The sequence below is a fragment of the Sinimarinibacterium arenosum genome (assembly GCF_005047655.1).
GTDB lineage: Bacteria > Pseudomonadota > Gammaproteobacteria > Nevskiales > Nevskiaceae > Solimonas.
Genome location: NZ_SUKF01000001.1, coordinates 148797 through 161580, shown reverse-complemented (window position 1 = coordinate 161580; position 12784 = coordinate 148797). Strand labels below are relative to the sequence as shown.

Annotated in this window: 8 protein-coding genes; 2 read left to right on the top strand and 6 right to left on the bottom strand. The window is 61.2% G+C overall.

Translation table 11 applies throughout. The annotated features are described in order from the left end of the window. Nucleotides 1-2 precede the first annotated feature (2 nt). Both E4T66_RS00715 and E4T66_RS00710 read left to right on the top strand, forming a co-directional pair. Complete coding sequence (locus E4T66_RS00715) at nucleotides 3-1670, top strand: AMP-binding protein (protein WP_136847000.1); 1668 nt, start codon at nucleotides 3-5, stop codon at nucleotides 1668-1670. A gap of 105 nt (nucleotides 1671-1775) precedes the next feature. After that, nucleotides 1776-3224, top strand: coding sequence for an aldehyde dehydrogenase family protein (locus tag E4T66_RS00710; protein ID WP_211242693.1), 1449 nt, complete (start codon nucleotides 1776-1778; stop codon nucleotides 3222-3224). A gap of 39 nt (nucleotides 3225-3263) precedes the next feature. On the opposite strand, the gene E4T66_RS00705 is transcribed toward E4T66_RS00710, so the two are convergent. The 6 genes from E4T66_RS00705 to E4T66_RS00680 form a co-directional block, all read right to left on the bottom strand. Then, nucleotides 3264-5963, bottom strand: a complete 2700-nt coding sequence (locus tag E4T66_RS00705; protein ID WP_136846999.1) for a LuxR C-terminal-related transcriptional regulator — start codon at nucleotides 5961-5963, stop codon at nucleotides 3264-3266. Between the two features lie 249 nt (nucleotides 5964-6212). Further along, on the bottom strand, nucleotides 6213-7178 hold the full coding sequence (locus E4T66_RS00700; protein WP_136846998.1) for an ester cyclase: 966 nt from the start codon (nucleotides 7176-7178) through the stop codon (nucleotides 6213-6215). Then, nucleotides 7175-7666 (bottom strand): hypothetical protein, encoded by a 492-nt coding sequence (locus E4T66_RS00695; protein WP_136846997.1) that lies wholly within the window; start codon nucleotides 7664-7666, stop codon nucleotides 7175-7177. Before E4T66_RS00695 ends, E4T66_RS00700 begins: the two co-directional genes overlap by 4 nt. Next, on the bottom strand, nucleotides 7663-8667 hold the full coding sequence (locus tag E4T66_RS00690) for a WD40/YVTN/BNR-like repeat-containing protein (RefSeq protein ID WP_136846996.1): 1005 nt from the start codon (nucleotides 8665-8667) through the stop codon (nucleotides 7663-7665). Before E4T66_RS00690 ends, E4T66_RS00695 begins: the two co-directional genes overlap by 4 nt. A 50-nt stretch (nucleotides 8668-8717) precedes the next feature. Beyond that, nucleotides 8718-11219 carry a DUF1302 family protein gene (locus tag E4T66_RS00685; protein WP_136846995.1) on the bottom strand — a complete coding sequence of 834 codons (2502 nt, stop codon included), beginning with the start codon at nucleotides 11217-11219 and terminating at the stop codon, nucleotides 8718-8720. Nucleotides 11220-11322: 103 nt separating this feature from the next. Continuing rightward, nucleotides 11323-12690 carry a DUF1329 domain-containing protein gene (locus tag E4T66_RS00680; protein WP_441347687.1) on the bottom strand — a complete coding sequence of 456 codons (1368 nt, stop codon included), beginning with the start codon at nucleotides 12688-12690 and terminating at the stop codon, nucleotides 11323-11325. Nucleotides 12691-12784: the final 94 nt, after the last annotated feature.

Here is a 12784-nt window from a genome sequence, read left to right as displayed (position 1 = left end):
GCATGAACTTCTTCTGGCATCGAGCCTATCCACTCGACGTGCCATACCAAGTCGATCTGACGCGGTATTCGAGCGTGCCGGAGTTGCTTCGCCACGCCATTGAACAGCGACCTGACGCGATCGCATTCGACGATGGCCGCCAACAGATGACCTATCGGGCCTTTGGCGAGCAGGCGTCGGCACTGTCTGCGTATCTGGTGGCTGCGCTGGGCCTGCGCAGCGGCGAGCGCGTTGCGATCATGATCCCGAACGACATGGCCTACCCGATCACGGCGCTGGCCGTACTGGAAGCCGGCCTGGTCCTGGTCAACGTGAACCCGATGTATACGCCGCGCGAACTGGAGCATCAGCTCCGCGATTCCGGCACCACCGCCATCGTCATCGCCCGAACCCTGCTCGGAAAAATGGGTTCAGTCCTGCAACGGCTGAACATCGACCGCATCATCGCCGTTGATGTCGACACTTCATGGATACCCGGCAGCTGCGAGTCGCCGGGAAACCCGACCTCGTTCGAGCTGGCCATCGAACGCGGGAGCGGACTGGCCTTCGTTCCACCAGCGATCCGCCGCGGCTCCACAGCATTGCTGCAGTACACCGGAGGCACCGTCGGCCCATCCAAGGGCGCAGTTCTCAGCCACGGCAATCTGACCGCCAACGTATTGCAGGTTGAGGCCTGGCTCGGTGCGCAGCTGCGTCGAGACCGCGAGGTCTTCCTGACTGCACTGCCGCTCTATCACGCGTACGCGCTGACCCTGAACTTTCTCTACGGCATGCTGATCGGTGCACGTCTGGTGCTGGTCACCAACCCGAAGGATCTGCCGACGCTGGTGCAGCGCATGCAGCAACAGCGTCTGACGTTCATCAGCGGCGTCAACACGCTGTTCGTCGGACTGATGAACACACCCGGCTTCGACCGCATCGATTTTTCCGATCTGCACATGACGCTCGGCGGCGGTGCCGCCACCCAGCCGGCCGTGGCGCGGCGCTGGCGCGCGCAGACCGGCGTCTGCATCACCGAGGCCTACGGCATGACCGAAGCCTCGCCGGCGCTGTGCACCAACCCCATTCCGACACACGAATTCGATGGCTCGATCGGTTTTCCGCTGCCGATGACCGAGGTCACCCTGCGGGACGAATACAATCGCGACGTTCCGATCGGCGAAATCGGCGAGCTTTGTGCGCGCGGGCCGCAAATGATGTCCGGGTACTGGAACGCTCCCGAGGCCAATGCGCTCGCCTTCACTTCAGATGGCTTTTTTCGAACCGGCGACATCGCGCGCATGGACGACCACGGTCGCTTCTATCTGGTCGACCGCAAGAAAGACATGGTGCTGGTTTCAGGCTTCAGCGTGTTCCCCAGCGAAATCGAAGCGGTTTGCGCCGAACATTGGGGCGTCGCCGAAGCCGCCTGCGTCGGCGTACCGGACGCTCGTACCGGCGAAGCAGTCAAGGTGCATGTCGTGCGCTCTGACGCCCGCCTGAGTGCCGAGGACCTGATCGCGCATTGCCGTTTGCACCTCACCGCGTACAAGGTCCCCCGGCATGTGCAGTTCGTCGAAGAACTGCCCAAAAGCCCTGTTGGCAAGATCCTGCGCCGCATGCTGCGCGAAGAAACCCGTACCGCACCGCCACCGACCACCGAAGCCACGATTCCCCCCAGATCAAGTTAGGGTCGGAGCGATGCGGCCGGCACCAACGACCCAACTTAGGTTAGGGGGCAGCGCCACCGACATCACCCACAGTCGATGGACGAAAAAAGGACTGGAGAGTCGTCGATGAATGCCGTGATGCAAATGCCAATGGAAATGCAGGATCAATCCGCCGATCCGCTGCTGGCGCTGTTCGAGCGGCAACGCGCGCGTGCCATTGAGCTGCGCCGTTCCAGCGCGGCTGAGCGCAAGGCGCGCATCCAGCGCGTACTCGATCTGGTCCTGAGCCACCGTGACGACATCATTGCCGCAGCTGCACAGGATTGCGGCAAGCCGGCTCCGGAAGTGGCGCTGACCGAGGTCTATCCGGTCGTTGGCGAGGCCCGCGAAGCGTTACGCAATCTTTCGAAGTGGATGAAGCCCAAGCGGGTGCGGACAACGCTGTCGATGCTCGGCACGCAGGCGCAGATCCGCCCCGAGCCACGCGGCGTGTCTCTTATCGTGTCGCCCTGGAACTACCCGGTGACGCTGTCGTTCCGCCCGCTGATCTCTGCCCTGGCGGCGGGTTGCCCGGTGATTCTGAAGCCTTCGGAGATGACGCCGACACTTTCGGCCCTGATGAAGCGCATGCTGGAATCGGCCTTCGATCCTCAGGACGTTGCCGTAATCGAAGGCGACGCAAGCATCTCAACACGGTTGCTGGCGCTGCCGTTTGATCACATCTTCTTCACCGGCAGCCCGCGGGTTGGTCGCGTCGTGATGGCCGCAGCAGCTCAGCACCTCACCAGCGTGACCCTCGAACTCGGCGGAAAATCTCCGGTGATCGTCGATCGCGATGCCGACCTGGACAAGGCCGCGCGCAATCTGGCCTGGGGAAAATTCACCAACTGCGGCCAGACCTGTATCGCGCCGGATCATATCTACGTTCACGACGACGTTGCCGATGCCTTCATCGACAAGATGCAGCAAGCGCTGAAGCGCACGTTCGGCAACGATCCGTCCGCCTGGCGCCAGAGCGCCGACTACGCGCGCATCGTCAATCATCACCACCATGGCCGGGTACAGCGCTTGCTGAAGGACGCGCTGGATCGCGGGGCGCGTTTGCTGATCGGCGGTGACAGCGATGCGACGCAGAATTACCTGTCACCCAGCCTGCTGACCGACGTGCCGGCTGACGCACAGATCATGGAAGAGGAGATCTTCGGACCGCTACTGCCGATCCTGCGCTTCCGCGACCTCGAAGACCCAATCCGCCAGATCAACGCACGCCCCAAACCGCTGGCACTGTATGTATTTGCACGTGATCGCAAGCGGATCGAACAGGTGATCTCAAGCACCAGTGCCGGCGGCACCGTGGTCAACCACGTTGTGCTGCACTTCCTGCATCCGCATCTGCCGTTTGGCGGCGTCAACAACAGCGGACTCGGCAGCTCGCATGGAGAATTCGGCTTCCGTGCGTTTTCGCACGAGCGCTCAGTGCTGATCGAAAAGCACAGCACCACGCACATGCTGTTTCCGCCGTACACGGGGTTTGTCCGGCGCATGATCGACATCGCGATCCGCTGGCTGACCTGATTCTTGGCGAATCAGCTGAAGCCGGTTTTGTCGCCGGCTTCAGCTGATCAGAGTCAGACGCCTTGCCTTGGCGATGGCGCCCGAGCGGCTGCGCACCGACAGCTTGCTGTAGAGATTGTGCAGGTGCCATTTGACCGTGCCTTCGGACACGAACAAGGCCTGCGCCAGCTGCCGGTTCGACATCCCCGACTCGATCATGCGAAGGATCTGCAGCTCGCGCTTGGTCAAGGGCTCGAGCATCGCGCCGGACTGATCCTGCCGCCCTGGCGCTGACGACGCGGCACCAGCATTGGGCGTCAACTGGCACGCACTGAGAATCGCCTGCAGGTGCGCCGTGATACGCGCCTCGGCATCCGACGGGCCGGCCTCGCGCTCGCACAGACTGCGCAACAGGGGATGCAGACTCTCGCCCTCGTCGACAAAGACACGGATCATCCCTTCCGGCGCGGCAATGCCAATCGCTTCGTGCAAGGCGCGCAAGGCTTCATTCTGGTTGCCGAGCAGATAGAGCGCATGCGCCCGCTGCAGCAGCAGATCAACCAGCTTGAGCTGCTGGCCCTGCGCCCGCGCATGCCGGATCAATGGTTGAAGGATCTCGAGGGCAGCATCGGCGTGGCCCCGTGCAACGGCAATACGCGCCTGCAACTGCGCCGATTTGTCGCGGACCAATCCGCTGTAGCGCTCGTCGTGAATCGCTCCGTTGAGCAACGGCGAGCGCGCCAATTCCTCGGCCGTCGCGATATCCCCCTGCTTCAGGCAGATCAGGGCACGACCAACCAGCGAGCACACGACCATGCGCGGCGCGCTGCGCTGCACACCGAGATTCTCACCCTCGATCAGGATGTCCTTGGCATCGTCATAGCGGTCCTCAGCGACCAGTAGTTTCGCCAGCGTCAGGTAACCGACCAACACCGGATCAAGCGAACTGAACATCGCCAGAAAGCGTAGCCCCTGCGACAAGGCTTCGCGCGCGGCAGGCAGATTGTTGAACTCGTAGTACAGCCCGGCGGATAGCGCCGACAGCACGCAGTATCCGTGTGACGCGGGGCCAAGCTTTTCGCGGCACACCGTGAGCGCCGATTCAGCCTCTGCAAGCGCATGCTGCAGCCGCCCCTGTCGCATCAGCGTCATCAGACTGACAGCTTCAGCCCAGACCTTGCCATAGGGCGCGCGTGCACGAGTGAAGCGCAGCTTGGCATCGCGGGCCACTTCCAGGGCCTCATCAAACTGGCCGACGCTCTTCAATGCGTAGCCCATCGCGGCGCCTGCCGAGGCATGAAGGAAATCCGGCGCGTTGGGATTGCATTGCATCCAGCGCCGCCCGCAATCCAGCGTCTGCTCGGCGTGATCCGCCAGCGCATGGCCGACGATTTCGACCACGTCACGATAGCTGCCGACACTTTTCAGCAGTGTCGCGGAATCCGCCATGTCGTCGGCCTGAATCTCGGCCAGCAGGGCATCCAGCACAGCCTCGGCCTCGGCGAAGCGGTGATTGAAGTTCAGCGACCACGCCAGGCTGATCTGGATCTGAGGGTATCGTGCCAGCACACGCGGTGACAGCTGATCGATCCAGTTCATCAGGGTGCGATGCTCACCGCGCCACTGCACCAGTTCTTCGGCGTACATCGACAGAATCTGCGCAGCGCGTTCCTGCAGCCCAGCGCGTAGCGCGTAGTTGATCGCATCGTCGCGATAGTCGTGCTGGATCGACCACGATTCGGCGCGCTTCAGGCAATCCGCCCAGCCATCGGGGTCGGCCGCGCGGAAACGTCCACGCAGGAATTCGCCGAACAGCGGATGAAACCGGTACCAGTCGCGGCGATCGTCCATCGGCAACAGAAACAGATTCTGCCGCTCGATCGATTCCAACCGCAGCTGCGGCGCCTTTTCGCCGGTCAGCGCACGACAGACATCGGCGTTGACCCGATCCAGCACCGAAATCCGAAACAGGAACTGCACGTCGTCTTCGGATAGATTGTCCAGCACCGCTTCGGCCAGATAGTCGGTGATCTCGCGATTGGACCCCCCGAAATGACGCACAAAATCGGTCGGATCGGTGCGATGCCCCATCGCCAGTGCCGCCATCTGCAAGGCGGCAATCCAGCCCTCGGTCTGAGCATGCAGACGCACCAGTGTCTCGGCATCCAGCCTCAGACCGTACATCTGTTCCAGAAAGTGCCCGGCTTCGTCGACCGTAAATGCCAGCTCGCGCGCGCTGTAACGCGTTACCTGCTTGGCCAGCAGGCGTTTCTGCAGGGCGAGTCCGGTGTATTCACGCGCACTCAGAATCAGCAGTACATGATCCGGCTGATTGCGACAGATCCAGTTCAGGGTATCGATCGCCGGACTCGATTCCAGCAGATGCACGTCGTCGATCACGACCGCGATCGGAGCCGAATCGGACTGCAGCGTGGCGATCAATTGCTCCAGGCCCGCATCTTCCGAAAACACCGGCGCCCCCGCCCCGGTTGCTCCAGGATCGCGGCCTTCGATGGCTTGCAAAAGATTGGCCAGAAAACGCACCGGGTCGCGATGGCTTTGTGTCAGCGGCAGGCGATAGACCTGACGGCCATCCGCGGCCAGCGCACGCGACCAGCTCTCGACCAGTGTCGACTTGCCGTAGCCGGCCGGCGCCACGATCTCGACGATCTGACGACGTCCTTCGGTCACCGCACGCGGCAACGCGAGGCGGGCGCGATTCAGCGCACGCTCCTCCATCGGCTCGACTTCAGCCCGCACTGTGGCCGCTCCGTTCCGCACTACTCTCTCAACGCTCAATTGCACGGTCTCCCCCGGTATCAATCGATCATTTCCATCGGACGGTGCGGCTTCTCCTTACCTGTTGCACTGCAACAGCCGCTGTTCCATCAGGGGTGGTTGCATACTGTCGCACAAATAAAAAGACGGACCCAAACTTTCGTTAGGGTCCGTAACGCGGGGGAGACGCGTAATCCGGAATTTGGCAGGGTGATTCGAAGTCGACGGCCGCTACCAATAGACCGGTGCGGCATCGAGTTCGGTCCCGCAGGCCGAACACTTGCGCACCGATTTGTGGGCATTGTTCTTCTTGCCGCACTGGCTGCAGGCCACCATTACCGGCTTGGCCCGCACCAGCTGGTACACCCGCGAATGGGTGCCCCAGGCCAAACCTTCCTTCATGAACTGATGCACCGCATCCTGGTGTGTCGCGTTGGGCAGCAGATTTGCCTCCAAAGCCTCGAGATTCTCCCAGGCCGACAAGGTGAATCCGGATGAGTATCCGGTTTCATCTGGCGGGCGGGCGCCAACGATGCCCGTGACGAAGCCGGGACGATCGGAAAAGCTTTCGGCGACCGCATTGGTGATGCGCGCCGCATTTTCAAACTGGTCCGGATCGCGCAGCTGCAACCAGGTAATCCCGATCGCCTCGGGCGGCTGCACATTGCCTTTGTTCAGGCGGTAGAACGCGCCGAACTGATAGTTGCCCTGAGTGCGCGGCATCAGCAAGGCGTAGAAACCGAGCTGTTCGGCCAGCGTTTCCAGATCGAAGCCGTTGTCGACCTCGACGGCGCCATCGGACTTGAATACCAGAAAAATCGTGGCTTCCAGCAGGATGCGCTTTCCGGTGGGCTCGACCCGTTCGATGCCCAGACCACCGGGCAGCGCGCCCGTATGAGTGCCGCTGAGCGTGTAGCGCGCAGCAACCGCCCCATCTCCCACTGTGATTGGGCCATTCAGATCGAATGAAAGATCGGGAAACGCGGAAAACAGTGTTTGCGCATGCCCGCGCAACGCTGCGCCCTGCTGACGCCCCTTGCTCAGCGGATCTGCGTAGTGGCCGCCGCCCAACATTGCCGTGACCTTGTCGGCATCATGTGCATTCCACGCTGCCAGGAACGACTCGGCGAAACCGAGCGTGCGCGGCGCGCGCATCACTCCTGACATCAGTCGCGCGAGCACACCGACCTTGTTCATTCGGCGCCTCCGCTGCGCCGCGCAGTGGCGGCTGCAGCGGCCAGCAGCCCAGCTTGCGCGAAACCGGTCACAACGGCGACCAGAAAGAACAAATAGGTCGCGGTATTGGCCGCGGCACCGCCAAACTCGAGCCCACGGACCCCGAACAGCGTGCCGGTCAAAAAACCAAGCGAGTTGGCATATCCGGTCACGATCACGCTGACGACATAAATCGCTCGACCGCGGGAACCGAAGCGGGCCGTCGTTGCCACCGCCGCAAACGCCAGCATCGCGATCGCATTGATGATCAGGCCCAGATGCGCACGCCGCCAGCCGGCTTCTGTACCCGGAAAATCAAAGTTGATGGGTGGCAGCAGCGGCCATGCTGCGACATGCCCGATCGCCTCGAATGTGAACACCAGACCAACGACCAGACCCGCTCCGAACAGCCAGGCGGCGTACTGGATGATGGTCGCCCGCTGCGCCTGCGTCAGCGGCGCGGCGCTCACGGATTCACCACCGCACGTCTGACACCCTCATGCGTCGCAACCAGGACCTGCTTTCCATGCACCACGATACTGTTGAACGGACCTGATTCGCCATTCGGATCATGCGAATCGATCTCGCCCCGGTGGACCTTGCCGTCCTGCGCGACGATCAACAAGGTCTGATTCATGCCGGTAATCGCAAACGTTCCGTCCGGCAGGCTGCGCACGCCCGTCAATCCCTGCACCGTGCCGGTTTCAACCTTCGACCAAGAACCGGTGCGCACATCATCGGTGCGGTACGCGTTGCCGCGCATGCCCACGATCATGACGCCATGCTCTCCCAGTGCTTCGGCCGCATAGAGAGAGCCCTCGTAGGGTGATTCAATCTTCTGCCAGTTGCCGTCGGCATCGCCAACCGCCATCAGCCCCATCTCACCGACGACAAGCAAACTGCCGTCATGCAGGCGCGTAATCGCATTGAGATGGTTGCCATCATCAACGACCGCCGGCGGCGTAATCACTTCCCAGCTCTGCCCGCCATCGAGCGTCTGCATGAACAGACCGAATGCGCCTACAGCGAATCCAGTGCGCGAGTCGGCGAAATAGACATCCAACAACGGTTGACCCAGATCAGGCTGGAAGTTCTGCAAAGTCCAGGTCTGGCCGCCGTCAGCGCTGTGCAGGATCGCTGCATCGTGACCGACAGCCCACCCATTCTTTGCGTCCGGAAAGCTGACGGCCGTCAGCATCACATTGACCGGATCGTCGACCTGCTTCCACTCGACGCCGTCTGGTGACACGAGGATATGTCCTCGCTCGCCAACAGCAACCAGATGGTCGCCGGCTTCGACCACGTCAAGCAGCATGCTGCGCGGCGCCAATGGCGCAATCAACGCCGGTTGCGCCGCCAGCGGCTCGCCGGCCGTCGCTTGTGCGGTCTGCAGTGGCAACGTTGCGATGCCGCCGAGGACAAGAAGCGCCTTGAGCGCGGTAAAGGTGTAGAAACGATGCACGGTTCGCATGGGATTCTCCGGTGCGGGCGCGATCAGAAGATCGCGCCCGCAACCCGTCGTCAGAACTGATACTTCACAAAGAAGCCGAGGTTGTCGCGATCGGCGTACAGGTTGTTGTGTCCCGCGCCGGTGAACATGTTGTAGGAGACAGTGAACGCGAACGACTTCTCGTAGCGCGTCTCCAGCAGGAAGTTCAGCGACTTGCGACCCTCGACAAAGTTTCCAGCAGGCCCCGGCGAGTTGCCGTGGATGTCCTGCATCCAGATGAACAACGGCTGGATACTGATACCGGGCAGTACGGACTCGTAGCTGATGCGGCCGACCACTCGGTAGCCCCATGAGAACGCGTCCGCGAACGCCTTGCGTGGTGCCTGGAACGGATTGAAGCGCAGACCGTCCGGTCCGATCGTGCATGACGGATTTGTAGAGCACGCCAGCCGCGATCCGTCTGCGCCGCTGCCATCGGCCCCGGCACTGGCGCTCGTAGTCGCGGTATACGGGCCTTCGATCTGCAACTCATCGAAGTCCGGCATGTTCAGCACATGCGTCGCCGCCAGTTCGTACAGCAAGATGATCTGATCGGCTCCGATCCAGTTCTCCGAACTGCCGAGCACGCGCGTGGCGCCGAGGTTGTACTGCGCGACCTTGCCCGGAATCCAGCCCTGAATGTAACTGTTCGGAGCGTTCTCGCCGACCGTGCCGCCACGGTACGGGATGATGAAGTTCGGGAACGAACGTGCCGAGCCAGGCGCCGATCCGATCACGAGGTTGACCGTGTCCGGATACGGATTGTTGCCATTGGCGTCCGTGAAATCATTGCTGTCGTAGAACGTGTACTGGCCGTCCTCGGTAAAGCCGCGCGACGCAGTCGATCCGTTGCACTCCAGTGATTCGTTGTGGCACCGCGTCAGCGCAGGACCAAGCGCAGCAAAGGCAAGGTCAACCAACGAGACCTGCAGCGGCACGTTCGGTCGATACGACATTTCCCCCTGGAACGAATAGTCGCCCGCAGTAGTGTTGAAGCTGAACCCGAACATCTTCAGATCTTCGGGGTATTCCAGCTGGATCTTTACCGTATCAATCGGGACCATATCTGCGAAAGGCTGAGACGGATCGTAGACCAGCAGACTGTTCAGCGATGCAAGAATCGTCGAAAGATTGTCCACTGGACCCAGATCAGCCAGAACGCCTGGATGCGCCGCAGTCAGTGCCAGCGTATCTGCGATGAACGCATTCCGCGCCTGAGCCTGCGAGATCGGCAGGTTCGGGCAGACGCGCAGAAGTTCGAGCGAATTACGCGCATCGACTCCCTCAGCATTGCCCTCTCGCCGGGCACAGCTGGCATCGGACGAGTAGAAGCTCGCATACGGCAGCTTCGAATGATAATTCATGAAGTAGAAGCCGAACTCGGTGCCGTTGTTGATGGCATCGGAGTAGTACTTGAAGGCGACGCCGTACTGACCGCTGTCTCGCGCTTCATTGTCGCGCAGACGTTCACCAGTCAGCGTGGTTGGTGTGATGCCGGCCAGTGGCGTATCGAGCAGTGTACCCACACTATCCGGATCTTCGGCGCCACCGCCGAATGCCAGATTGACGTTGTTGACCAGATTGTCCGTACCCAGATCGAGGAACGACATGTAGGTGCCGGGTGTCGGAATCTCGATCGGCTCCCACTCCCACTGGTAGTAGCCCTCGACGCTCAGGCCGTCCATGACCTCGGCGCTGATTCGCGCCATGCCGACCGGCAGGAACAGCTCTTCGAGCAAGCCAAAGCCCAGTCGGTACAGGCTGTTGGCATTGACCGGCTGCGCCTGGTTGACACTGTTGATGACGGCCACGGTGCTTTCGCCCCAGTTCACCGTCTGCCGACCGACGCGGAACAGCATTTGGCGATCGTCGGTATAGAAGAAACTGCCGTAGATGTTGGCGTCAAGCAAGTCATAGCGCAAACCAGCCTGACGCAAGGCCGTATTGTCGGTGCGCTCGTTGCGCACGACACCGCCCGGTCCGTAGACCTGCGCGTAGTAGCGGTTCGAGAACTGCGGGTCATCGGTGGTACCGACATCCGCGGCATTGTCCGCGGTAATCCTGTTGGGGTGGTATTCCTCGAAGTCGTTGTAGTTGACGTAGTCGTAGATACCCAGCCCCCGCACGAAGATGCCGAAATCGCCAAAGCGGATATTCAGATCATTGGCCAACTTGAACGGGGCCTGCGTGACGTCCCACTTGTCGTAGTTGAGGTTGCCGTCGTCGAAGTTGACCGATGCCATGCCCGGCGCAGCAGCCAGATGCGCCGCCGGGTAGCTCTGCTGCCGATGCACACCTTGGCACGATTGATAGACGCCGCCACAGACGGATGGATCAAGGTTGCTCTTGCCGACCAGATAGTCATCACGGCCTTCGATGCGCCACGATGCACCCAGGGTCGCAGTATTGTTCACGACCGAGGTGACGTCTTGGTCGAACAACGAAAAGTTGTACTCAAACGCAGATGCGCTCAACGGGACGCCGCCGGCAACCCCAGCTGCCACGGCGAAAATTCGCAATACTTTCGATTGCATAGGACTCTCCTCTCACTACGCACGAACACGGGGCTCTTGGCCCTTGACTCAGCAGCCAACACCCGGCGTGCACTGCACGCCGGGTGCGGTTAGCTGACGGCCTTTACTTGGATGCCTTCTTCTGAACCGTATTGGCTTCGAAATCGCTGTCGCTGAACGTCACTGACTGATCGTACGGCTGATCTTCGTTGTTCATCGCGGTAACGAAGTAACGCCCGGAATTGAAGTGATAGATCACTTCCGGCTGCGTGGTCGCTGCCAGGATGTTGAAGTACTGAATCAGGTGGCCTTCCTGGAACTCGGTCAGCTTGTCCTGCTGGTCGTAGTCGTCGATCGCGACGATGTTCCAGGAGTCTTCGTCAAAGTAGATCACGCGCTTCTTGAAGGTGTGACGCTGATCCGGCTTGTTGTCGGCCTCGACCACCCAGACACGATGCAGCTCGTAACGCGGCAGTTCTGGATTGACATGGTTCGGCGCTGCAATGTCCGCATACTTGGTCGGAGGGCTGGCCATCTTGTACGAGTTGTACGGAATGTAGATCTCGCGCTTGCCCACCAACTTCCAGGTGAAGCGTTCGAGCACGCCGTTGTACATGTCGACCTGATCGTAGAACTGATGACCATCCGTTCCTTCGTACGGGTTGTCGCAGCACACGGCCGGGGCGCGGCGAATGCGCTTCAGCGCCGGGGCGTAGAGCCATGCAGCACGGCCTTCCGTACCGAAGCCGGCCTTTTCATGCACCAGAATGTAGGTTCCGGCAATGCGGGGCGGCGAGATCGTTTCGGACAGATAACGCAGAAAGTCGACGCCCGGCTTCAGTTCAGGCGGGTTCGCTTCGTCGATGTTCGAATAATAGAACTTCACGTCCTCGACGATCTTGGTCAGCGTGAACTTGCCGTCCTGCTGCACGATCATCTGGTTGTTGAAACGACGCTGGGCGTTGCCGCGCCATTTTGTGCGGTGGTTCCAGATCGGCTCTGCACCTGACTTCGGAATCGGGAACGGGAATCCGACATACGCACCCTTCGGATTGTCGACGCCCTCGAGCTCCGCGCGCGTCGCATTCTTGACGGTTTCGTCGAGAATCTTCTGCGGGTAGTTCACCTTGCGGTAGGACTTGTACACGTTCATCTTGTACGTGTCCGGGTACCGCTTCATCAGTTCCTTGTGCCCTTCAGTCAGCTTGTCGGCATATTGCGCGACGTTGGCAGCCGTGATCGTAAACAGCGGCTTTTCATTCGCCAACGCAGGATCGCTTGCGTACTCGCCCTTCATCGCACCGTGCTTCTCAGCCGGGGTCCATGCCGGGATCGTGCCGTCCTTGTTGCCGGCGCGCTCGGCGCCGACCGGTGTCAGGTCCTTGCCCAGCCGCGCGGCCTCCTCCGGCGAAACCTTCGCGGATGCCCCCGTTGTTGCCAGCAGTAAGGTGGCCAGCAGCGCTGGCACCGTCAGTTTCGTCGTCCTCAACACTTTTCTTCTCCTGTCGTGGAAAGCCCTAGCGAGCTTTTTGCTTCTATCTTCCCTGTCCGGCGGCCACCACACCTGTGGTGGCGCCGCTGGTATC

Excerpts from the sequence above, each read along its gene's own strand:
- E4T66_RS00700 (WP_136846998.1), bottom strand. The coding sequence starts at position 7,178 with ATGAACAAGGTCGGTGTGCTCGCGCGACTGATGTCAGGAGTGATGCGC.
- E4T66_RS00715 (WP_136847000.1), top strand. The coding sequence starts at position 3 with ATGAACTTCTTCTGGCATCGAGCCTATCCACTCGACGTGCCATACCAA.
- E4T66_RS00690 (WP_136846996.1), bottom strand. The coding sequence starts at position 8,667 with ATGCGAACCGTGCATCGTTTCTACACCTTTACCGCGCTCAAGGCGCTT.
- E4T66_RS00685 (WP_136846995.1), bottom strand. The coding sequence starts at position 11,219 with ATGCAATCGAAAGTATTGCGAATTTTCGCCGTGGCAGCTGGGGTTGCC.
- E4T66_RS00710 (WP_211242693.1), top strand. The coding sequence starts at position 1,776 with ATGAATGCCGTGATGCAAATGCCAATGGAAATGCAGGATCAATCCGCC.